Origin of the sequence: Azospirillum tabaci (assembly GCF_014596085.1) — a bacterium.
GTDB lineage: Bacteria > Pseudomonadota > Alphaproteobacteria > Azospirillales > Azospirillaceae > Azospirillum > Azospirillum tabaci.
In genome coordinates this window covers 1-20,196 of sequence record NZ_JACCJY010000002.1, presented here as the reverse complement: position 1 = coordinate 20,196, position 20,196 = coordinate 1, and the positions used below count along the sequence as shown (strand labels likewise).

Below are 20,196 nucleotides of genomic sequence, written 5' to 3'. Positions count from 1 at the left end.
TTTCGTCATTCCGCCGGCTCGACCGCCGCCTTGGCCGCCGCTTCCGCGCGCGGCGCCACCGTCCGCAGGGCCAGCGGCGCCGTCTCACGGGCGCGCTCCATCAGCACGGGAATCCGGTCGCGCAGCAGTCCCTTCTGCTCCGCGCGGTGATCCCACAGGCGGTCGAGGTCGGCGAGGAAGGTTCCGGCGGTGGTGTGGGACACGGTCGCCCGCGGCTCCAGCCCCACCGAGGACAGGAAATCCGACACCTTGGAGGCGTAGGGCAGCGCGATCAGCGGCGTGCCGGTGATGGCCGCGAAGATCAGGAAATGCAGCCGCATCCCCACGGCCATTTCGAAGTGATCCATCAATCCGATGATCTGGCGCGGCGTGTAGCGGTACTGCAGCAGATGGGCACGCTCCGACACCGCCATGCGGCCCATCACCCGGTGCGCCTCCCGCACGTCGGCGCGCTCCATGGGAACGAACACAACGTCGGCACCGAAGCGCTGCACGATGTAGTCCGCCGCCTCGGCCAGAAGCTGGTGATAGGCCGCGTCGCTGAGTTCCGGCGCGGCGGCACCCTGCTCGCGCACCGACAAGCCGACCAGTGGGCGGCCGCGCGGGATGCCGGCTTCGGCCAGCATCTCCTCGGTGAAGGGCTCCGGCTTCAGAAGCAGCGCCGGATCGGCGGTGACCGTCACGGGCACCTGCACGCCGATCTCCTCGATCAGCCGCTTGGCGCTCGGTTCGCGGACGGTGATGCCGGTCATGCGGTTCAGCCCCTCGCGCACCGCGTCGCGCTCCACCCGGTCACTCAGCGGACCGACACCGATGGCGAAGGTGTAGGTCGGGACCTCCAGCCTCTGCGCGATGGTGACCTCGCGCAGGTAGGTCTGCGCCTCGCTGTCGTAGAGGATGCCGCCGCCGCCCAGGAGGAGCAGGTCGAGCCGCTCGACCTCCGGAGTGATCTCGTCCCGCATGGCTTCCCGCGGATTCAATACGCGGTCCACCGCGTGATTCTCGCGCGTGTGGGCGGCGTTGCGGGAGAAGACAACCACCTCAACCCCGGGCACCGTGGCGCGCAGCTGCTGGATGGCCGAGGTGAGGATCGCCTCGTCACCCAGATTCAAGCCGCCGTAAGATCCGGAAATGCCTATGACCGTCATCCATGCCCCCCTGCCGCGCCGGTCCCATGCGCCTATGCCTTCGGGTGCAACCCGACCGGCTGGCGAAGGTTCCGGGTGATCGGTATTCTTCCTTCGCGGTCGCCAACACCCTTCCGTTCGTGGCGCCGCGCGACGCACCGGCCGCCCCGGGGTTGGAAGGGCGGTGAGCTGGAAGGACAAGACAAGGCAGACGATGCAAAGACCCGATCTGTTTCTCGACCTTGACGGCGTTCTGGCGGATTTCGATCGCGGCGTGAAGGCGGTCACCGGAAAACGCCCCGAGGAGATCCCGATGAAGGTCATGTGGCGCGAGTTGTCCCGCCACCCCGATTTTTTCGGAACGCTGGAGTTCATGCACGACGCGCAGGACCTCTGGCGATTCTGCGAACCTTACGCGCCGACCATCCTGACCGGGCTGCCGCTCGGCTCCTGGGCGCCGGAGCAGAAGCGGCGCTGGGTTGCCCACATGCTGGGCTCCCATGTGCGCGTCATCACCTGCATGGCCCGCGACAAGCATCGCTACGGCGGGCCGGGCACCGTTCTGGTGGACGACCGCGAGAAGGCCCGTGACCCCTGGACGCAGGCGGGCGGCGACTTCATCCTCCACACCAGCGCGAAGGAGAGCATTGCCGCCCTGAAGCGCCTGGGCTTCACCGGCTGACGAAGGCCGGTGGTCACTCCGCCGGCAGCCGCTTCCCCTCGCTGCGCGTCTTGAGAAGCGAGACGACCACGCCGCCCGCGATCAGGGTCAGCGTCACGCCGAGCGAGATCAGCGGGTCCGGCTTGCCGAAGAGCTGGGTGTAGAAGATCTTGCCGCCGATGAAGACCAGCACCAGCGCCAGCGCGTATTTCAAGTAACGGAAGCGGTGCACCATCGCCGCCAGCGCGAAGTAGAGCGCGCGCAGGCCGAGGATGGCGAAAATATTGCTGGTGTAGATGATGTAGGGGTCGGTGGTGATGGCGAAGATGGCGGGGACGCTGTCCACCGCGAAGATCAGGTCGGCGAATTCGACCATCATCAGCGCCAGGAAGAGAGGCGTGGCGTAGAGCGTGGACCGCCCGTCAGGACCCGTCTCCCGCACGAAAAAGTTCTGGCCGCGGAAGCCGTCGGTGATCCGCAGGTGCCGGTTCAGGAAGCGCAGCGCCGGGTTGTTGGCGAGGTCCGGCTCCTTGTCCACTGCGAACAGCATCTTCAAGCCGGTGATCAGCAGGAAGGCGCCGAAGACATAGAGCACCCAGTGGAACTCGCTGACCAGGGCGGCGCCGGCGGCGATCATCAGGCCACGCATCACGATCACACCCAGGATGCCCCAGAACAGCACGCGGTGCTGGTAGGCGCGCGGGACCGCGAAGTAGGTGAAGATCAGCGAAATGACGAAGACATTGTCGAGGGACAGGCTCTTTTCGATGAAGAAGCCCGTGTAGTACTGCGCCGCCGCGGTGTCGCCCATCGACCACCAGACCCAGCCGCCGAACAGAAGGGCGACGGAGATGTAGAATGCGGAGAGGCGAAGGCTTTCCTTCACGCCGATCTCACGGTCGCGGCGGCTGAGGATGCCGAGGTCGAAGGCGAGCAGGGCCAGGACGAGGCCGATGAAGGTCAGCCAAACCCACGCCGGCTTTCCCATGAAATCGAGAAAGACGGGAGCGATAAGGGAATCCATAACAAGACCCACTTGATTGCGCTGCGTCTGCAGTGAATTCAAGCGGTATCCGACATCACGGCCGACGCCTCAGCCGTCAGAGGGGCCCGGACCCGAACGCCACGCAAATGGTGTTGCCCATAGTCCGTTCAAGATCCGCAGTCCGCGAGTCGATCGACTTTTCCCAGAGAACATCCTTCCTTTGGCAGTCACGCGGCACCGTTGTGCCGCACCGGATGGTCCTTTTGATGCATCCGGGCCACAGTGACCGCAAGAACTCATGACTGGAAAAACACTTAGGGTTGCCTTTCCGGCCATCGCTCTTGTGCTAATGGATTCGATCTGCCAAGAACACGTGAAAATCCACACGCGCGAAGGCACCAGGAGTTTCGCATGAACCAAGCTGAGCTCATCGAGACCATCGCGACCAACGCCGGCATCCGCAAATCCGACGCGGCGAAGGTCGTCCAGTCGGTGTTCGAAGGCATTTCCTCGGCACTCGCCCGCGGCGAAGAGGTGCGTCTTGCCGGGTTCGGCATTTTTGAGGTTGCCGAGCGCGCCGCCCGCGAAGGGCGAAACCCGCGCACCGGCGAGGCGGTGCGGATCGCCGCGTCCAAAGCGCCGCGATTCAAACCAGCCAAGCAGTTGCGCGACGTGGTGAATGTCTGATCGACATTGCCCGAATCAAGGCTGATTCAAATCAGCCGACTCACAGGGGAACGGAGCTGAACGCGGCCATGACCATCGAAGCATCGGAATTGCAGGCCCTGACCGCCAAGGTCGTTGCGGCCTATGTCGGCAACAACACGGTGCCCGTCGCCGACCTGCCGGCGCTGATCCTCAACGTGCAGGCGGCCTTCAACGGCCTGGGCGAGGAAAAGGCCGCACCGGCCAAGGCCGAACTGGTCCCCGCGGTGCCGATCAAGAAATCGGTGACCCCGGAATACATCGTCTGCCTCGAGGACGGAAAGAAGCTGAAGATGCTGAAGCGGCATCTGAAGACCGTTTACGACATGTCTCCGGACGACTACCGCACCAAATGGAATTTGCCCGCGGAATATCCGATGGTCGCCCCGAATTACGCCAAGGCCCGGTCGGAAATGGCCACGAAGCTCGGACTGGGTCGCAAGCGGGTCGTGCAGGACTGACCCCCTGCCCTTCACCCTGCACCCAACAGCAGGCGCATCCTCAGGATGCGCCTTTCTTCTTTCAGCACTGCCGCTGGACGGCCGGGAAGCGGCTCCGTCAACGATCGTCAGGCGGTGTCGCGTTCCCATAACCGAGCGGACGCTGCATCAGGACGCTGTCCACCCAGCGCCCGAACTTGAACCCGACGGCCCTCAGCAGGCCCGCCGATTCGAAACCCAGGCTCCGGTGCAAACCAATGGACGCCGCGTTGTCGCTGTCGCCGATCACCGCGATCATCTGGCGGCAGCCCGCCGCCGTGCAGCGGTCGATCAGCGCCGCGAGCAATGCCCGGCCGGCGCCGCGGCCTGTGCACTCCGGGTCGAGATAGATCGAATCCTCAACGCTGTAACGGTAGGCGCTGCGCAGCCGGTAGGGACCCGCATAGGCGTATCCTATGACCCGGCCGTCCGTCTCCGCAACGACATAGGGCATGCCCCGCACCAGCACGTCGTCCCGCCGGCGGGCAAGCTCATCCAGGCCGGGAGGCGCCTCCTCGAAGCTGGCCGTGCCGGTCAGGACATGATGAGTGTAGATCGTCTGGATGCGCCGCAGATCGTCCGGCCGGCTGTCGCGGATGTGCATGGATGGCCTCTCGCCTTGTTCGGACCTGGAATAGCATGTCCGCAACCCTGAGGAACACAGCCGTTGCCGCTCTCGGATCGCGCCTCACCGCCGCACCCTGAGGAACGTCGTATGCCAAGAAGCCGGATCAACTAGCCTGTATGGCCATGACTCATGCAAAAGACACATCCATGCGGCTGAGTGATGACCAAGCGGAGAGAACCGTATCTGCCTTAACTCCAAACGAATATCGTCACCTTTTCGCCAATCTTCCAAAAGTTCTTCCGATCTTTTCGGCATTCATAAGGACCGAATAGTCCGGACATAGGCCGAAAAATATTGCTGCAGCGCCGTTTCAAGGCTTGATCCGACTTGGTGGTGGCGGCACAGTATCAATGTCTGATTGACGTGTTCCCGGATAATTTCGGCAAATCCCCCACAAAAAAAATGCCGGAACGGTGGGCGTCTGTGAACGACCATCGAAAGGGTTCCGCGGCAAGAGACGGTGGAGCGTTGGAGAGAGGAGGCCGGTGTGCTCAAGAAACTCCTGACTGGTGAAAACGCCAGCCTGACCCGTTACGTCGAGGAGTCGAAGCGGTTCCCCATCCTGGCCCCCGACGAAGAGCGCGAGCTGGCCGTCGCTTGGCGCGACCGCGGGAACGGCCATGCGCTGGAACGTCTGGTGGGCAGCCATCTGCGGTTGGTCATCAAGATCGCCCGCGGTTTCGGCGGGTATGGCCTCCCGCTGCCCGACCTCGTCGCGGAAGGCAATGTGGGTCTGATGCAGGCCGCCCAGAAGTTCGATCCGGAACGCGGCTTCCGTTTCGCGACCTACGCCACCTGGTGGATTCGCGCCTCCATCCAGGAATACATCCTGCACAGCTGGTCGCTGGTGAAGATGGGCACGACCGCCGCCCAGAAGAAGCTGTTCTTCAACCTGCGCCGCCTGAAAAGCCAGATGCAGGAGCTGGAGCAGGGCGACCTGTCGCCCTCCACCGTCACCGCCATTGCGACCGAGCTGGATGTGCCGGAGCAGGAGGTGATCGAGATGAACCGACGGCTCTCGTCCAACGACAGCTCGCTCGACGCCGCTCTGTCCAGTGACGGCGAAACCAACTGGCTGGAGCTTCTGGCCGACGACCGCCCGACGCAGGAAAGCGTGATCGCCGACGCCGACGAGTTGGCGCTTCGCCGCCGGCTGGTTGGACAGGCCCTGGAGCGTCTGGACGATCGTGAACGCCGCATCCTGTTCGAGCGCCGCCTGAAGGACGATCCGTCCACCCTGGAATCGTTGAGCCAGCAGTTCTGCGTGTCGCGAGAGCGGGTGCGCCAGATCGAGGTGCGGGCCTTCGAGAAGCTCCAGAAGGCCGTCCTGAGCGCCGCCCAGGCTCTGCGTCGCGCGCCGGCCCACATGGCCGCCTGATGTAGACAAGCAGACATTTCCACGACGGCTCACAACATACCGGCGGATGCCAAGCGGCTCCGCCGGTTTTCTATTTTTATATGCGCTTAATGATTTGCCGACCTGCGACAACGCTGCCGGTTTTCACACCGACCGTAACCCTCCATAGTGCCGCCCGCAGGTTAGTTACTTTGCATTAAAAACAAATTGCGCTAATCTGATGCGGTCCTATTTTCGTGGGGAAGTCGATCCATGTCGCATTCTACCCAGACGCAATCCATTCTCGACCGAATCTCCTTCTTGCGAATCGACGAACCCACGAAGGCTGTCCTTCGGGAATTCCAACCTTATCTCGCTCAGCGCATCGATCAGATCCTTGAGGATTTCTACGGCTATCTGCGCTCGGTTCCGCAGGTCGCGACGCTGCTCGCCAATCCTACGGTGGTCAGCCGGGCGCGCGACATGCAGAAGCAGCATTGGCTGAAGAACGTTTTCACCGGCACCTTCGACGACGCCTACATGGTGCAGGTGCTGAAGATCGGGCAGGCCCACCAGCGCATCGGTCTGGAACCGCGCTGGTACACGGGTGCCTATTGCTTCACGCTGAACAAGCTGATCGACCTCGCCTATCAAGTCTACCGCAAGAAGCCGGAGAAGCTCGCCCAGCTGATGCAGGCGATCAACAAGGCCGTCTTCCTGGACATGGATCTGGCGACCTCCGTCTACGTCGACCTGAACACCGCCGCGATCATCTCGCGCGAGTTGGGAACCACCGCCGATTCGTTCGAACGTGAAGTGAAGAGCGTGGTGCAGGCCGTGGCCTCGGCCGCGCATCAACTCCAAGGCACCGCCCAGAACATGAGCCGCACCGCCGAGGAAACCAGCGCGCAATCCACCCAGGTCGCGGCGGCGGCGGAGGAAGCCTCCGTCAACATCCAGACGGTCGCCGCGGCGGCGGAGGAACTGACCGCCTCCATCAGCGAGATCAGCCATCAGGTGACCCAATCGGCGTCCATCGCCGGCGAGGCCATGTCACAGGCGGAGCGCACCAACACCACCGTACAGGGGCTGGCCGACGCCGCCAGCCGCATCGGCCAAGTGGTGAAGCTGATCCACGACATCGCCAGCCAAACCAACCTGCTGGCGTTGAACGCGACCATCGAGGCGGCCCGCGCCGGCGAGGCCGGCAAGGGCTTCGCCGTCGTGGCGAGCGAGGTCAAGAGCCTCGCCAACCAGACCGCCAAGGCGACGGAGGAGATCAACTCCCAGATCGGCGCGGTTCAGGGAGCCACGCAGGATGCGGTGCTCGCCATCCGCTCGATTTCCGAAACCATCGCGCGGATCAACGACATTTCGACCTCCATCGCCTCGGCCATGGAGGAGCAGGGTGCGGCCACCACCGAGATCGCTCGCAACGTCCAGCAGGCGTCGATCGGCACCCGCGAGGTCAGCGAGACCATCGTGCGCGTCAATTCTTCGGCATCGGACACGGGCTCGGAAGCGCGCAGCGTCCTGTCTGCAACGACCGAGCTGTCCCTTCAATCGAACAATCTGCGGGCAGAGGTCGACCGTTTCCTGGCGCGGGTTCGGGCCGGCTGATCGCCGAAACGAGTTGCAGCCGGCGGCCCGAGACGGTGCCGCCGGCTCATAGGATTGACCAGCCCGCTGTGGTGGACGGAGGGCGCAGGCGTTGCCGTCAGGGAACGGTGCGAAGAACCGTATCGCTGACCTTGATCTTCGCCGCTTTGGCGGCCGAACGGATATCGTCGAGCGAGCGCCAATGGCTGCGGCCGTTGATGGTGGTCAAAGCACCGTTCTGCATCGCCACGAAAAGGCCGGTGCGCCCCAGGTTGACAATCTTGATCATCGCACGGTCCTCCCTGTCAGCCAGCACGTTTCGGCATGAGGATCGCGCCTCAAGCACAGAACGGCCGCCTCTTCACTCCAATTCGTTTAAAGGGTTATCAACAACCATCGTAATTCGTCAACAAGGCTGATCGTCATATCCTGGGAGTTGTTAAGCGCGCGTAGAAAATTCACCTTTTTGGAAAATTTTTCTAAACATCTCTCTTTGAACTGCGGCTCGCCGACAGGCTTTACCCGGCAAGACTTTCATCGGGCGCAAGGAACGCCGCCAGCGTCGGTCCGTTCATTTCATCAGATGGTTTGAAGCCCGGAGGAGGAATGGACGCCGCCACCGCGTCGCAGGATGTCATCAGCCTGCCCGTCACAATTCGTCCGGCCTGCCGGACCGATCTGCCGGATCTCGAATGGTTCGGGCTGCACACGCCGCATCGGGAGATCCTTGCCACGGCCTTCCGTGCCCAGGAACGCGGAAGCGGCGCCCTTCTGGTGGCGGAGGTCAACGGCTTTCCCGCCGGCCAGATCTGCATCGACTTCCAGCGCAAACGGCATCTGCGCCGCGCCACCCTGTGGGCGCTGCGCGTGTTCCAGCCCTTCCGCAACCGGGGCATCGCCACGCGGCTGATGGCCGCCGCCGAGGGCACCGCGCTCGACCACGGCTATTCGGAATCGGAACTGGGCGTGGACCGTGACAACGCCGGGGTTCTCGCCTTCTATGAACGGCTGGGCTACGAGTTGCGCGGGACCGAACGGGGACGCTATTCCTACCGCACCCCGGCCGGCGAACTGGTCCAGGTGCCCATCGATCAATGGATTATGCGCAAGCCCCTGTTCAGGCAGGCAGCGTGGCAGACCGGGGCCGGCTTCGCGCCGGTCATTCCGCCGCCAGCGCTATGAGCCGAGCCGGACGGCGCCGCGGCAGACGGATGCGCGCGCCGTCCAGAATATCCGCCAACTCCCTTGCGGAATCGGTGGCCATGGTCAGGGCGACCAGGGGAAGCCAGCGGTCGAACACCTGGGTCGTCACGTCACCCTCCCCGGCCTGCATGGCGGCCAGCGCGTCCAGCACCGCCATCTCGTCCATACCGACCCGCGAGCAGGACGGGCAGCGGAAGGCCGGCCGGCCGGCGTTGGTCACGGCGAAGCTTCCCAAAAGGGCGAACAGCGGCAACAGAGCCGACGAGGGCACGCCGGCCACGCCGAAGCTGGCCCGCATGGCGGCCATCGCGCCGGCGGTGCCGTGACGGAACCACTGCCGGAAGCCGGTCAGAAGCGCGCGCTCCGCCGTTGTCAGATCGGACACCGTCCAAGGGGACAGCCGCCCCTCGCCCACCGAATCGCACATGCTGACCCCTCCCGACTATAGTGACGGAGCCAACCTTAACCGATCCGGGCCAGATTTGCGAGTCATTCGCATTTGCATCCCGTGGACCGTCTGACGCAGGGCAAGCCCACCGCAGGAGGCTGTGACAAAGCACCGTGACAACAGCCGGCCCGTCATGATGGAAAGGTCGGGTTAACCATATTCCGGGACCCTTTCCACGCCCGCAGACAGGAGCGTGGAAGGATGAGGCGGACAGTCGGACAGGCGCTGCTCGGATTGGTGGTGGCGTTGGCGATGCTCGGCACGGCGCAGACGGCGGCGGCCCAGATTCACCTGAACCCGGCCTATGGCGACGGCACCCTGCTCGGCCCGACGACGGCCCGAGGCGCGGTGGTGTGGAGCCATGGCCGGTCGGTGGACGTGGAGGATTCGAACGCCCCCACTCCGCTCTATATGAAAACCATGAAGGACGCGGGGTGGGACGTGTTCCGGCTGGACCGCATGCGGGTCAGCGACACGCTGCCGAACAGTTCCCGCGCTCTGGCGGGCTATGCCGACCAGTTGAAGGACCGCGGCTACCGCAAGGTTGTGCTGACCGGCCAGTCCTTCGGCGCCTTCATCTCGCTGATGGCCGCCGGGCAGAGCGAGCGCGTCGACGCCGTCGTCGGCACCGCCCCCGCCGCCTTCGGCAACTTCTCCGACTCCTATGACAGCTTCCGCGACAACGCGGCGCAGCTCTGGCCGATCCTGCGCGGCATCCACAGCGCGCGCGTGATGCTGTTCTTCTTCCACGGCGATGATTTCGACCCCGGCGGACGCGGGGAGTCGGCGCGCAGCATCCTGTCCTCGCGCGGGTTGGACCACATCGTGGTGGATCAGCCGGCCCTGCTGACCGGCCACGGCGCGGCGACGACCGGCATGTTCGTTCGGCGCTTCGGCTCCTGCATCCTGCGGTTCGCCGAAGCGCCGCCGCGCCGGGGCGACCCGTCCTGCGACGAATCCTGGGGCCGCACGCCGAGCGCCGAGCTGATGCGGGCAGCGGCCCCGGAGCCGCGCACCGGCAGCGGCACCTCCTCCCCGGCGGGAACGGGCGCCCGCTCCTTCCTCGGCGTCTGGTACGGCGCCTACATCAACGGGCGGGAGATTGCGCTGGCGGTGGATCGCGTCGAAGGCGACGCCGTCTATGCCGACTATGTGCTGGGACCGGGCATGGAAGCCGACCAGCCGATGGAGCGCGCGCAGCGCAAGGGCCGCATCGAGAACGACGAGCTGGTGTTCGACGAGAAGGGACGCAACGTGCTGCGTTACAGCGTCCGGACGGACGGGCGCCTGTCCGCCACGTGGCTGGACCGCTCCGGCAAGGGCCGTCTGGAAACGACCCTCCGCCGGATGGATTGAACGCCGCGCCCGATCACAGCCGGCGGGCGAGCGCCAGAAGCCCGCCGGCGCCGATCATCAGGCCGCCGGTCAGACGGTTGAGGGTGCGGGCGGCGGACCCGCTGGTCAGGCGGGCGCCGATGCTGTTGCCGCCGGTGGCATAGGCCATGATCCAGCCGAACTCGATCACCACCATGATCGCCACCAGCGCCACCAGTTGCGGCATCAGCGGGGCCGCCGGGTCGATGAACTGCGGAAACAGGGCGGCCATGAAAACCAGCGCCTTCGGGTTGCTGAAGGCGACCAGAAGCCCGCGCAGGAACAGGCGATGGGCCGGGGCTTCCTCCGCCGCCGCGGCGCCGTTGACGCGCGGCGAGCCGTCCGGCACGGGCGCCCGCCACGCGGCGATGCCGAGCCAGGTCAGATAGGCCACGCCCGCCCACTTCACCGCCTGGAAAGCCGGCTCCGACGCCGCCAGCAGGGCGCCGAGGCCCAGCACCGACAGGGTGGCCATCGTCGTCAGCGCCACGCACATGCCGAGTCCGCCCCAGGCCGCGCGGCGGACGCCGTAGCGCAGGCCGAGGCTCATCGCCAGCAGCATGTTGGGGCCGGGGGTCATCGACAGCACGAAGGCCGTCGCGAAGAAGAATCCGAGGGTCTGCCAGGTCATCGCCGTCTTCCGAAGGGGGCCACGATGTCACCACGGTGCGGCGCGTCTGGCAAACGCCGCCTGTGCAGAGCAGGTCAACGTCGGTCCCGATTGGGCCGGTCCCGATTGGGCCGGCCTGGATTGCTCCCAACCGGAGCATGGTAATCCCACGGCGGCGTGCGCAGCCACTCCTCCAGGCTTCCCGGCGCCGCCGGACCTTTCCTATCCGGCCGCTCGGCCGCCTGGATGGGCTCGGCAGCCTTCGCGCCGAGAAGCGCGCCGGGCCACACCCGCCCGTCCCGGTCGACCCGCGCACGGTAGCGCAACCCCATGGAGGCGACGAACTCCCCCTGCCCGGTCGGGCGCCCGGAAGCGAATGCGCCGACGTAGCGGTGACCGTCCGGCAGCGTCAGCGTCCCCGGGCCGGTGGCGAGGCCGCGCCGGAAGCGGCCCTGGAAGATCGTCCCGTCCTCGCGCCCGCTGCGTCCAGGCCCTTCGGCTCGGCCATCGACAAAGACCGCCTCAGTCCAGTCCGCCGGTTCCGAACCATCGAACGCTTCAAGAACACCGGCACCGTGAGCGAAGCCGTTGCGGCAGGAACCGTTCCATCGGACGGTCCTCCGCAGGCTCAGGTCATGGTCGCGGACGCGGCAGCCGCTGACCGGGTCGGTCAGAACCCGCTCCGCTGGTCGCCGCTCCTTTCCTTGGGCAGGGCACGACAGGAACGCGCCCAGCAGCACGGCCAATCCGGTGAGCAGGAACCGGGTTCGCATGATCGGACACTCCGCATGCGCGCACAGCCTTGCGCGGGAGCGGATCCAATCACCTTGGGAAGGGCGCCGTCTGTGCCCTGCCTCTCACCTCACGGCGATTTCGCCCAGCGGGCCGCCGCCTCGTCATCGGACTCCTTGGCCTCCACCCAGCGCTCGCCGTCCGGAGTGGCCTCCATCTTCCAGAAGGGCGCCTTGGTCTTCAACCAATCGATCAGGAAGTGGCAGCTTTCGAAGGCCGCCTCGCGGTGGGCGCTGGCGGTGGCGACCAGCACGATCCGATCGCCCGGCTCCAACCGCCCGTAGCGGTGGATGATCAGCGCATCGTCCAGCGGCCACCGCGCCCGCGCTTCCGCCTCGATGGCCTCCAGTTGCCGCTCGGTCATGCCGGGATAATGCTCCAGCGTCATGGCGCTAACGGATTCGCCGCCGGCCATGTCGCGCACCAGCCCGACGAACAGGGTCACTCCGCCGATTCCCGTCTTGCCGCCGGTCATCGCGGCCAGCTCCGCCCCGACGTCGAAATCCTCGCTCTGCACCTTCACGGTCACGGCATACGGTCCTTCTTCAGCCGCCGGTCACCGGCGGGAACAGAGCCACCTCGTCGGCCGGGCCGACCGGGTGGTCGTAGGGCACATGCTCCTGGTTCACCGCGACCTTGACCACCGTGCTGTTGGCGAGCGCGTCGGCGTGCTTCGGGCTGCGGGTCTTCAGCCACTCCACCAGAGCGCCGACGTCCCGGACCTCCGCCGGCAGGTCCACCGTCTCGGTCGCCACGCCGATCTTGGTGCGCAGCCAGGCGAAATAGAGGATCTTCATCACCGAACCTCACTGAAAGGCAGGAAATCCACGATCATCCCCGGCTCGACGCGGGTGATCTCTTCCGGCAGTTCGACGAGCCCGTCGGACTCGACCATCGACGACAGGATGCCCGCCCCGTCGCGCGGGTGCTTGACCGCGGTCAAAACCCCGTCGGCCGCGTGGGCGAGCGTGGCCCGCACATATTCGCGCCGCCCCGCCTTCTTCTTGTAGGTAAAGCCCGCGCGCAGCGGGAACAAGGCGGGCGCCTCGTCGGCCGCCCCCATCAGGCGCAGCAGGATCGGGCGGGCGATGCGCAGGAAGGTCACCATGACCGCCACCGGGTTGCCCGGCAGACCGACGAAAACCGCCCCCTTGACCGTGCCCAGCGCCACCGGGCGCCCCGGCTTGATCGCCAGCCGCCAGAAATGCAGCCCGCCCAGAACCTCCACCGCCGCCTTGACGTGGTCCTCCTCCCCCGTGGACATGCCACCGGAGGTGATGAGAACGTCATGAGCCTCCGCCGCTTCGGCCAAAGCACCGCGAACGGCGTCGAGCCGGTCGGGCAGGATGCCCAGATCGGTCACAATGCAGCCGAGCTGGCGCAGCGAAGCGATCAGGGCAAAGCGGTTGGCGTCGTAGATGCATCCGGGTTCCAGCGGCACGCCCGGCTCCCGCACCTCGTCCCCGGTGGAGAAGACGGCAACGCGCAGGGCCGTGCGCACCGTCACCTCCCGCCGCCCCAGCGAGGCGAGCAGGCCGATGTCCTCCGCCCGCAGCCGACGGCCGGCGGTCAGGACGGTGCTGCCCTGTGCCATGTCCTCCCCCGCGCGGCGGCGGTTGGCGCCGCGGCGGATCCCGGGAGGAATGGCGACGAAGCCCTCGTCCACCTTGCAGTCCTCCTGCATCAGCACCGTGTCGAAGCCCTCGGGCATCGGGGCGCCGGTGAAGATGCGCACCGCCTCCCCGCGCCGCGCCGGACGGTCCAGCGCATGGCCGGCGGCGACGCGGGCCGTGACCGGCAGCAGCGTGGCCGCGTCGGGCGTCAGATCGTCGAAGAACACGGCGTAGCCGTCCACCGCCGAATTGTCGTGGGGCGGCACGTTGAACGGAGCGACGACGTCCTCGGCCAGCACATGGCCCAGCGCGTCGGCAAGACCGATCCGATGGGTCTCCGTGACGGGATGGAGGCGGCCGGAGAGAAGCTCCAGCGCCCGGTCCACCGCCATCATCTCCCCGCCGAAGGCGAAGCAATCGTCGCTAAGCTGAGCCATCGCCCACTCCACCCTGCACACCGCTGCCCGACGGCCTTGTTCCAGTCCGCCTTGATCAGACCACCCGGCGTCTCAGACAGCCTGCCCCGTTGCTTTGCACCGGTCCAGCGCGCATCGCTCGATGATGAAGGACGCGATGGCCTCCTCGTCGTTCAGGTCGAAGACAGGCACCCCGGCGTCCGGCACCGGCCCGTCGCTGGCGATCGCGACGATGCTCGGATCATCCCGCGCGATCAGCGACTTGCCCACCGAGGCGCGCCACACCTCGATCTTCTCGTGCGGCTCGCGCTTGAACCCCTCGATCAGCAGCAGATCGACCGGCGACAGCTTCGGCAGCAGTTCCGCCAGGGACAGTTCCGGCTCGTCGTTGCGGATCTCGTGCATCAGCGCCCAGCGGCGGGGCGAACTGACCAGGACCTCCGTGGCGCCGGCCTCGCGATGGTTGTGGCTGTCCTTGCCGGGATGATCGATGTCGAAGCCCTTGTGCGCGTGCTTCATGGTCGAAACGGTCAGGCCGCGCCGGATCAGCGCCGGGATCAGGCGAACGATCAGCGTCGTCTTGCCGCTGCCGCTCCACCCCGTCAGGCCGAACATCTTCATGGAAGCCCCTATCCTCCGCCTTGCCGCCCATCGCTGCGCGGGCGTTCCCCGGTCACATAGCAGAAACACACGGGCATGCGAACGGACAAACCGGATTTGTGGTCCGCTCTGCCGCCAGCCGGAAAGCCTTCGCGATGAAAGGCGACACGGCCCGAGACGCGGCTCAGCCCGGCGTGCGGGCCGGGTTGCCCGGGGCGCCCTTCCGGGGCTTGGCCGGCTGGTGGGCCATCATGTGCTTCAGCCCGGCGCGCATGTAATCCCAACCGGTGACGAAGGTGAGGATTGCCGCCACCCACAGGCCCAGCGTGCCGATCAGCGTGACCGGGATGTGGGCCGGGCCGTAATCACCGACGATCAGAAAGCCGATCGCCACCATCTGGATCGTCGTCTTCCACTTGGCCATCCAGGTGACCGGCACCCCGACGTTCAGCCCGGCCAGATACTCGCGCAGGCCGGACACCAGGACCTCGCGCAGCAGGATGACCACGGCCGCCAGCACCGACAGCCCGGACAGGCGGGCGAAGGCGACCAGCATGATCAGCGTCGCGGCGACCAGCAGCTTGTCCGCGATGGGGTCGAGGAACTTGCCGATGACGCTTTCCTGCTCCCAGGCGCGGGCCAGATAGCCGTCGAACCAGTCGGTGATGCAGGCCGCGGCGAACAGCGCGCAGGCCGTGTAGGCGGCCCACGCCTCCGGCACGTAGAACAGCCCGACCACGACGGGGATCACCGCGATGCGCGACAGGGTGAGCAGGTTCGGCAGGCTGGTCAGCATCGGTCGCAACTCTGGAATCGGGGGGAACGCGCGGTGGGCGGCGTCATTCTAACCGTCTGAATGGAAATGATCGTATATCTTTTTCGCCACTGTCTTGCTGATCCCTTCGACCGACTCCAAATCCGCCAGACCGGCGCGGGAAACGGCGACGGCGCTGCCGAAATGATGAAGGAGGGCCTTCTTCCGGCTGGGGCCGATTCCGGGAATCTCGTCGATCATCGATTTGCCCAACGCCTTGGTGCGCTTCGCCCGATGGGTGCCGATGGCGAAGCGGTGCGCCTCGTCCCGCAGCCGTTGCAGGAAATAGAGCACCGGGTCCCGCATTTCCAGCTGGAACGGCGCGCGGTCCGGCATGAAGAAGCGCTCGCGCCCGGCGTCGCGGTCCGGCCCCTTGGCGATGCCGACCAGCGTCACGTCGTCAATCCCCAGATCGGCCAGCACACCCAGCGCCATGTTGAGCTGCCCGATGCCGCCGTCGATCAGCACCAGATCGGGCCACGTGCCCTGCGTCCTCTCCGGGTCCTCCTTGATCGCCCGACCGAAGCGGCGGGCCATGACCTCGCGCATCATCGCGAAGTCGTCGCCGGCGGCGCCCTCGGTCTTGATGTTGAACTTGCGGTAGGCGTTCTTGATGAAGCCCTCCGGCCCGGCGACGATCATGGCGCCGATGGCGTGGGCGCCCTGGACGTGGGAGTTGTCGTACACCTCGATCCGTTGCGGCGGGCCGTCCAACCCGAAGACGGACGCCACCCCGTCGAGCAGCCGGGCCTGGGATGAGCTTTCGGCGAGCCGCCGCCCATGCGCCTCACGCGCGTTGGTCAGGGCGTGCTCGACGATGCGGCGCTTGTCGCCCCGCTTGGGCGCGGCCAGTTCCACCCGGTGGCCGGCGCGCAGCGCCAGGGCCTCGGTCAGCAACTCCTGTTCCGGCAGGTCGTGGCTGACCAGGACGAGGCCGGGAGCCGCCTTGTTCTCGTAGAACTGGGCGATGAAGGCGGCCAGCACCTCCGGAGTCTCGGCGCTCTTGTCGTGGCTCGGGAAGTAGGCGCGGTTGCCATAGTTGCGCCCGCCGCGGAAGAAGAACACCTGCACGCAGGTCATCCCGCCCTCCGCATAGGCGGCGATCACGTCGGCGTCCTCGATCACCCCTTCCACATTGATGTCCTGGTGCGCCTGCACCGCGGTCAGCGCCCGGATGCGGTCGCGGTAGCGGGCTGCGGTCTCATAGTCGAGATTCTCCGCCGCCTCGGTCATCCTGGCGACGAACTCCGTCTGGATGTCACGGCTCTTGCCGGACAGGAAGGCGCGAGCCTGATCGACCTGCGCCTGATACTCCGCCGGGCTGACCCGCTCCACGCAGGGCGCGGTGCAACGCTTGATCTGGAACTGGAGACAAGGCCGTGTGCGTGCGGCGAACACGGTGTCGGCGCAGTTGCGCAGCAGGAAGGCGCGCTGAAGCGCCGTGATCGTCCGGTTGACCGCCCCCGCGGAGGCGAAGGGGCCGAAGTAATCGGCATCGCGCGACCGCGCACCCCGGTGCTTGGTCAACTGCGGATAGTCATGGTCCTTGGTGATCATGATGTGCGGGAAGGTCTTGTCGTCCCGCAGCAGCACATTGTAGCGCGGCATCAGCCGCTTGATCAGGTTCGATTCGAGGAGCAGCGCCTCGACCTCGGTGTGGGTCGTGACGAACTCCATGGTCTCCGTCTCCGACACCATGCGTTGCAGCCGCACGGGCAGGCGGTTGACCTGGGTGTAGTTGAACACCCGCCGCTTCAGGTTCTTGGCCTTGCCGACATAGAGTACGGCCCCGTCGCCCGCCAGCATGCGGTAGACGCCCGGCGTCTGCGGCAGAGTTTTCAGGTGGTCGCGGATCACCTCCGCCCCGCGGGCGAGGTCGGCCGGGCGTCGGCGTGGGCGTGGAGACGCGTCCGCACCTGGAGTGTCGGTGCCTGGAGCGTCGGCGCCGTCCGTCTCCGGGAGGATGAGGTCCGTGGGGGTGTCTGCGGTGTCGGCCATGTCTCGAATGTCGTCGGGTACGGGGAGCGGGTCAACCACCCCCTGTCCTGAATGGTTAAGACGAACGACTCACCTCATCGGCGGTCACTCATCAGGATATCCACGACTCCTGTGGATAAGTGTGTCGATAACCCAAGGGTTACCCCATCGGAACCAAGGCGAGCCAAGGGATTCCAAAGCTATGCATAAAAATTGGGCATTTCATCTAAGCTACTGTTTTCTTTGGATTCGCCTTGAGTCAAGTCGGCACTTTGGCGCTGTGCCGCCATTTTTCCGTATCGCGCAAACAGCCCCTTGCGCCAATCGGGCCGGGTGTGTACAACGCGCGGTCCTTCTGCCAGGGTGCCCAACCGATCGGGGCGCCGACGGCTGAACGGCGAAGCACGCTCTGGCCAAACCGCCTATTCCGTGGGAACAAACCCCAGGGACGGCTGCGCCCATCCCAGATGCTCACCGCCGTCGAGCGCGACCATCTGCCCGGTCACCGACGGCGCGTCGATCAGGAAGCGCAGGGCCGCACAAATCTCCTCGGGCGAAGGGCCGCGCTTGAGCGGGGTTGCGTCGCGTTGCGCGGCGAACTCCTCGTCCGTCTGCCGGACATTCTTCAACGTCGGCCCCGGCCCGATGGCGTTGACCCGGATGCGCGGGGCAAGCGCCATGGCGAGCGTTTGGGTCAGCGTCCACAGACCGGCCTTTGACAGAGTGTAGGAGATGAAATGCGGGGTCAGGTTCCACACCCGCTGATCGATCATGTTGACGATCAGCCCCTCCGCGTCGCCCGGCACCTGCGCCGCAAAGGCTTGGCTCAGCACGAAGGGGGCACGAAGGTTCGCCTCCATGTGGCGGTCCCAGGACTCGCGGGTCACGTCCCTGACCTCGTCCCGCTCGAAGCGGGAGGCGTTGTTGACCAGCAGCGACAGCGTGCCCAGCCGCTCCACCGCTTCAGGCACGAGCGCCTGCGCATCCCGTTCGCGTTCCAGATCGGCCTGGAGCGCGACGGCGACGCCACCTTGCCCGACGATCTGCGCGACCACCGCGTCGGCCTCACTGCGCGAGTGCCCGAAATGGACCCCCACCCGCCAGCCACGCGCCGCGAGATCGAGCGCGATGGCGCGTCCGATCCGCTTTCCTGCCCCGGTGACCAGGGCCGCTTTCCTCTTGATCTCCACCATGCCGCCATAGGTACCCTGCCACCCGTTCCGGTCAAGGGGGTTCCCTTCGGGTCAAGGCCCGGACTTGCGAATGACGCGCGGAGTGGGAGACGGCCATGCTGAGGGAAGCCTTCGAGTATCTGACCACGCCCTGCCCGCCCCTGGCCCGCCGCTACGGCTATCTGGCGGAAGCGCTGGCCCTCGGCGCCCGCCACCGGCGCCAACGGCGGGCCTGGGCGCCCCACGTCGAGGCCTGCCGCCACTTCATCCAGGAGGCCGCCGAGCGAGCGCCGCGGGGCGGGCGGGCGCTGGTTGCAGGGTCCGGCTTGCTGATCGAGGTCCCACTGCCGGCCCTGGCCGAGCGATTCGACGAAGTGGTGCTGATCGATATGGTGCACACTCGTACCGCCCGCCGACAAGCGCGGCGCCATTCCAACGTCCGTCTGCTCACTCTCGACGTCACCGGTGCGCTGGCGCCGCTGGACGCCGCCCTCTCCGACGGCTCGCCGCTTCCCTCTCCGTCCCCGCCGAACCTGCCGGGGGAGCGGTTCGCGTTCGGCGTGTCTTGCAATCTCCTGTCGCAGCTGCCCCTTCTGCCCTTGGACGCCATCGACCGCAAGGCACCGAACACACCGGAGGCGGAGCGGGATCGCTTCGCCCGAACCCTGGCGCACACGCACCGCTCCTGGCTCGCCCGCGTCGCCGAACAGGCCACGCTCTTCACCGATACGGAAAGTCTCTGGTTGGAGGACGGAGCGATTCAGGAGCGCGAGGACTCCCTTCTGGGCCTCGACCTTCCTCGTCCCGACCGGGCCTGGGATTGGGACATCGCCCCGGCCCCGGAGGAGGACCGTCGGCGCAGCCTGCGTCACCGGGTCGGCGCGTGGTTCAATCTCGCAGCCCCAATTGGGACCTGACGGTGTGACAGGCGTCGCTTCCCGCCGTGAATTCACGGCACACCAGGGGACGGTGCTCATAAACGCTGCAAAAGACGGACTCACCGAGAGTTCCCATTAAGGCGGCGCAGCGATTCCCGTTGCATCGCATGCGACCGTCCTCTTTCAGGTGCTCCATGATTCCCTCACCATCCCAATCCCCGATGAAGGTCGGCCATTCCCAGGAATAGGCACAACAGGCCCCGCAGCTCTCGCAATCCGGTGCGCCATCCTCAGTCATCAGAGCATCTCCCGTTCTTCCCCGTTCACCCCGGACACGACGAAAAGCCGGCGCCTTCCGTGGGGGAAAGCGCCGGCTTTGCCGTTCATGAAGCCGATTGTCGAGTGTGACTGACGCCTTGCTGCGTCCACTCCGGTGTGGTGTGGCGTGTGCCGTGGTGACCTGGCGGCGACCTACTCTCCCACGTCTTAAGACGCAGTACCATCGGCGCTGAGGCGTTTCACGGCCGAGTTCGGGATGGGATCGGGTGTTGGGAGCCTCGCCATGACCACCAGGTCACCAAGGCACACGCGAACCATCCGGACCGGACGGCAGAGGTGTCAATGAGCGAGGACGTATGCGTTCTTGTTCTTGCGGTGTTGGCTCGTTGCGTCCAGGGCTTGCCGCTGCGCGCGGGCCGCCGTCTGGAGAGGATCAAGCCGATCGAGCGATTAGTAAGGCTCAGCTTCAGGCGTTGCCGCCCGTCCACATGCCTCCTATC

Annotated in this window: 23 protein-coding genes and 1 rRNA gene; 8 read left to right on the top strand and 16 right to left on the bottom strand. The window is 66.2% G+C overall.

Features of this window, described 5'->3' with window-relative positions:
• Positions 1–5: 5 nt before the first annotated feature.
• Positions 6–1,148, bottom strand: coding sequence for a polysaccharide pyruvyl transferase family protein (locus H0B54_RS03215; RefSeq protein ID WP_188259218.1), 1,143 nt, complete (start codon positions 1,146–1,148; stop codon positions 6–8).
• Positions 1,149–1,341: 193 nt separating this feature from the next.
• On the opposite strand from H0B54_RS03215, the gene H0B54_RS03210 reads away from it, so the two are divergent.
• Positions 1,342–1,809 (top strand): HAD family hydrolase, encoded by a 468-nt coding sequence (locus tag H0B54_RS03210; protein WP_094302060.1) that lies wholly within the window; start codon positions 1,342–1,344, stop codon positions 1,807–1,809.
• Between the two features lie 13 nt (positions 1,810–1,822).
• Here H0B54_RS03210 and H0B54_RS03205 read toward each other — a convergent pair whose 3' ends face one another.
• On the bottom strand, positions 1,823–2,812 hold the full coding sequence (locus tag H0B54_RS03205; RefSeq protein WP_188259217.1) for a TerC family protein: 990 nt from the start codon (positions 2,810–2,812) through the stop codon (positions 1,823–1,825).
• Between the two features lie 321 nt (positions 2,813–3,133).
• Between H0B54_RS03205 and H0B54_RS03200 the strand changes: the two genes are divergently transcribed.
• Positions 3,134–3,460, top strand: a complete 327-nt coding sequence (locus H0B54_RS03200) for an HU family DNA-binding protein (RefSeq protein ID WP_281389950.1) — start codon at positions 3,134–3,136, stop codon at positions 3,458–3,460.
• Positions 3,461–3,528: 68 nt separating this feature from the next.
• Complete coding sequence (locus tag H0B54_RS03195; protein ID WP_188259216.1) at positions 3,529–3,939, top strand: Ros/MucR family transcriptional regulator; 411 nt, start codon at positions 3,529–3,531, stop codon at positions 3,937–3,939.
• Positions 3,940–4,036: 97 nt separating this feature from the next.
• On the opposite strand, the gene H0B54_RS03190 is transcribed toward H0B54_RS03195, so the two are convergent.
• A complete protein-coding gene (locus H0B54_RS03190) occupies positions 4,037–4,561 on the bottom strand; it encodes a GNAT family N-acetyltransferase (protein ID WP_188259215.1) in 525 nt (174 codons plus the stop codon).
• 511 nt (positions 4,562–5,072) lie between these two features.
• Between H0B54_RS03190 and rpoH the strand changes: the two genes are divergently transcribed.
• Together rpoH and H0B54_RS03180 are read left to right on the top strand one after the other, a co-directional pair.
• Positions 5,073–5,963, top strand: coding sequence for an RNA polymerase sigma factor RpoH (rpoH, locus tag H0B54_RS03185; protein WP_038527871.1), 891 nt, complete (start codon positions 5,073–5,075; stop codon positions 5,961–5,963).
• A gap of 231 nt (positions 5,964–6,194) precedes the next feature.
• Positions 6,195–7,541: a globin-coupled sensor protein gene (locus H0B54_RS03180; protein WP_188259214.1), complete on the top strand. Its 1,347-nt coding sequence runs from the start codon at positions 6,195–6,197 to the stop codon at positions 7,539–7,541.
• Positions 7,542–7,638: 97 nt separating this feature from the next.
• On the opposite strand, the gene H0B54_RS03175 is transcribed toward H0B54_RS03180, so the two are convergent.
• Complete coding sequence (locus tag H0B54_RS03175; RefSeq protein ID WP_188259213.1) at positions 7,639–7,809, bottom strand: hypothetical protein; 171 nt, start codon at positions 7,807–7,809, stop codon at positions 7,639–7,641.
• A 317-nt stretch (positions 7,810–8,126) separates the two neighbouring features.
• On the opposite strand from H0B54_RS03175, the gene H0B54_RS03170 reads away from it, so the two are divergent.
• A complete protein-coding gene (locus H0B54_RS03170) occupies positions 8,127–8,702 on the top strand; it encodes a GNAT family N-acetyltransferase (protein ID WP_094302055.1) in 576 nt (191 codons plus the stop codon).
• On the opposite strand, the gene H0B54_RS03165 is transcribed toward H0B54_RS03170, so the two are convergent.
• Complete coding sequence (locus tag H0B54_RS03165; protein ID WP_094302054.1) at positions 8,680–9,150, bottom strand: hypothetical protein; 471 nt, start codon at positions 9,148–9,150, stop codon at positions 8,680–8,682. The genes H0B54_RS03170 and H0B54_RS03165 overlap by 23 nt on opposite strands.
• Positions 9,151–9,372: 222 nt before the next feature.
• Here H0B54_RS03165 and H0B54_RS03160 point away from each other — a divergent pair, with 222 nt between their 5' ends.
• Positions 9,373–10,527, top strand: a complete 1,155-nt coding sequence (locus H0B54_RS03160) for an alpha/beta fold hydrolase (protein ID WP_188259212.1) — start codon at positions 9,373–9,375, stop codon at positions 10,525–10,527.
• Positions 10,528–10,540: 13 nt separating this feature from the next.
• Here the strand turns inward: H0B54_RS03160 and H0B54_RS03155 are convergent, their stop codons facing one another.
• The 9 genes from H0B54_RS03155 to H0B54_RS03115 all read right to left on the bottom strand — a co-directional run bounded on the left by H0B54_RS03155 (position 10,541) and on the right by H0B54_RS03115 (position 18,560).
• Entirely contained in the window at positions 10,541–11,176 is a 636-nt protein-coding gene (locus H0B54_RS03155; protein ID WP_188259211.1) for a LysE family translocator, read from the bottom strand.
• Between the two features lie 74 nt (positions 11,177–11,250).
• Positions 11,251–11,928: an MORN repeat-containing protein gene (locus H0B54_RS03150; RefSeq protein WP_188259210.1), complete on the bottom strand. Its 678-nt coding sequence runs from the start codon at positions 11,926–11,928 to the stop codon at positions 11,251–11,253.
• Between the two features lie 89 nt (positions 11,929–12,017).
• Positions 12,018–12,476: a molybdenum cofactor biosynthesis protein MoaE gene (locus H0B54_RS03145; protein ID WP_094302050.1), complete on the bottom strand. Its 459-nt coding sequence runs from the start codon at positions 12,474–12,476 to the stop codon at positions 12,018–12,020.
• A gap of 16 nt (positions 12,477–12,492) precedes the next feature.
• Positions 12,493–12,744, bottom strand: a complete 252-nt coding sequence (moaD, locus tag H0B54_RS03140) for a molybdopterin converting factor subunit 1 (protein WP_188259209.1) — start codon at positions 12,742–12,744, stop codon at positions 12,493–12,495.
• Positions 12,744–13,997: a molybdopterin molybdotransferase MoeA gene (gene moeA, locus H0B54_RS03135; RefSeq protein WP_188259208.1), complete on the bottom strand. Its 1,254-nt coding sequence runs from the start codon at positions 13,995–13,997 to the stop codon at positions 12,744–12,746. The genes moaD and moeA overlap by 1 nt, the downstream gene beginning before the upstream one ends.
• Before the next feature lie 72 nt (positions 13,998–14,069).
• On the bottom strand, positions 14,070–14,597 hold the full coding sequence (mobB, locus tag H0B54_RS03130; RefSeq protein ID WP_094302047.1) for a molybdopterin-guanine dinucleotide biosynthesis protein B: 528 nt from the start codon (positions 14,595–14,597) through the stop codon (positions 14,070–14,072).
• A gap of 163 nt (positions 14,598–14,760) precedes the next feature.
• Complete coding sequence (gene pgsA, locus H0B54_RS03125; protein ID WP_094302046.1) at positions 14,761–15,372, bottom strand: CDP-diacylglycerol--glycerol-3-phosphate 3-phosphatidyltransferase; 612 nt, start codon at positions 15,370–15,372, stop codon at positions 14,761–14,763.
• 48 nt (positions 15,373–15,420) lie between these two features.
• Positions 15,421–17,388 (bottom strand): excinuclease ABC subunit UvrC, encoded by a 1,968-nt coding sequence (uvrC, locus tag H0B54_RS03120; protein WP_188259207.1) that lies wholly within the window; start codon positions 17,386–17,388, stop codon positions 15,421–15,423.
• A 401-nt stretch (positions 17,389–17,789) separates the two neighbouring features.
• Positions 17,790–18,560 carry an SDR family oxidoreductase gene (locus H0B54_RS03115; RefSeq protein WP_188259206.1) on the bottom strand — a complete coding sequence of 257 codons (771 nt, stop codon included), beginning with the start codon at positions 18,558–18,560 and terminating at the stop codon, positions 17,790–17,792.
• A 95-nt stretch (positions 18,561–18,655) separates the two neighbouring features.
• Between H0B54_RS03115 and H0B54_RS03110 the strand changes: the two genes are divergently transcribed.
• Complete coding sequence (locus H0B54_RS03110) at positions 18,656–19,456, top strand: hypothetical protein (protein ID WP_188259205.1); 801 nt, start codon at positions 18,656–18,658, stop codon at positions 19,454–19,456.
• On the opposite strand, the gene H0B54_RS03105 is transcribed toward H0B54_RS03110, so the two are convergent.
• Both H0B54_RS03105 and rrf read right to left on the bottom strand, forming a co-directional pair.
• Positions 19,428–19,715, bottom strand: coding sequence for a YkgJ family cysteine cluster protein (locus tag H0B54_RS03105; protein ID WP_188259204.1), 288 nt, complete (start codon positions 19,713–19,715; stop codon positions 19,428–19,430). The genes H0B54_RS03110 and H0B54_RS03105 overlap by 29 nt on opposite strands.
• A gap of 160 nt (positions 19,716–19,875) precedes the next feature.
• Positions 19,876–19,991, bottom strand: a 5S ribosomal RNA gene (gene rrf / locus H0B54_RS03100).
• Between the last annotated feature and the right edge of the window lie 205 nt (positions 19,992–20,196).

Coding starts and splice junctions, on each gene's coding strand:
- H0B54_RS03210 (WP_094302060.1), top strand. CDS start 1,342: ATGCAAAGACCCGATCTGTTTCTCGACCTTGACGGCGTTCTGGCGGAT.
- pgsA (WP_094302046.1), bottom strand. CDS start 15,372: ATGCTGACCAGCCTGCCGAACCTGCTCACCCTGTCGCGCATCGCGGTG.
- H0B54_RS03150 (WP_188259210.1), bottom strand. CDS start 11,928: ATGCGAACCCGGTTCCTGCTCACCGGATTGGCCGTGCTGCTGGGCGCG.
- H0B54_RS03115 (WP_188259206.1), bottom strand. CDS start 18,560: ATGGTGGAGATCAAGAGGAAAGCGGCCCTGGTCACCGGGGCAGGAAAG.
- H0B54_RS03215 (WP_188259218.1), bottom strand. CDS start 1,148: ATGACGGTCATAGGCATTTCCGGATCTTACGGCGGCTTGAATCTGGGT.
- H0B54_RS03110 (WP_188259205.1), top strand. CDS start 18,656: ATGCTGAGGGAAGCCTTCGAGTATCTGACCACGCCCTGCCCGCCCCTG.
- moaD (WP_188259209.1), bottom strand. CDS start 12,744: ATGAAGATCCTCTATTTCGCCTGGCTGCGCACCAAGATCGGCGTGGCG.
- H0B54_RS03160 (WP_188259212.1), top strand. CDS start 9,373: ATGAGGCGGACAGTCGGACAGGCGCTGCTCGGATTGGTGGTGGCGTTG.
- H0B54_RS03170 (WP_094302055.1), top strand. CDS start 8,127: ATGGACGCCGCCACCGCGTCGCAGGATGTCATCAGCCTGCCCGTCACA.
- H0B54_RS03105 (WP_188259204.1), bottom strand. CDS start 19,715: ATGACTGAGGATGGCGCACCGGATTGCGAGAGCTGCGGGGCCTGTTGT.
- H0B54_RS03165 (WP_094302054.1), bottom strand. CDS start 9,150: ATGTGCGATTCGGTGGGCGAGGGGCGGCTGTCCCCTTGGACGGTGTCC.
- H0B54_RS03190 (WP_188259215.1), bottom strand. CDS start 4,561: ATGCACATCCGCGACAGCCGGCCGGACGATCTGCGGCGCATCCAGACG.
- moeA (WP_188259208.1), bottom strand. CDS start 13,997: ATGGCTCAGCTTAGCGACGATTGCTTCGCCTTCGGCGGGGAGATGATG.
- H0B54_RS03175 (WP_188259213.1), bottom strand. CDS start 7,809: ATGATCAAGATTGTCAACCTGGGGCGCACCGGCCTTTTCGTGGCGATG.
- H0B54_RS03180 (WP_188259214.1), top strand. CDS start 6,195: ATGTCGCATTCTACCCAGACGCAATCCATTCTCGACCGAATCTCCTTC.
- uvrC (WP_188259207.1), bottom strand. CDS start 17,388: ATGGCCGACACCGCAGACACCCCCACGGACCTCATCCTCCCGGAGACG.
- H0B54_RS03195 (WP_188259216.1), top strand. CDS start 3,529: ATGACCATCGAAGCATCGGAATTGCAGGCCCTGACCGCCAAGGTCGTT.
- H0B54_RS03205 (WP_188259217.1), bottom strand. CDS start 2,812: ATGGATTCCCTTATCGCTCCCGTCTTTCTCGATTTCATGGGAAAGCCG.
- H0B54_RS03155 (WP_188259211.1), bottom strand. CDS start 11,176: ATGACCTGGCAGACCCTCGGATTCTTCTTCGCGACGGCCTTCGTGCTG.
- mobB (WP_094302047.1), bottom strand. CDS start 14,597: ATGAAGATGTTCGGCCTGACGGGGTGGAGCGGCAGCGGCAAGACGACG.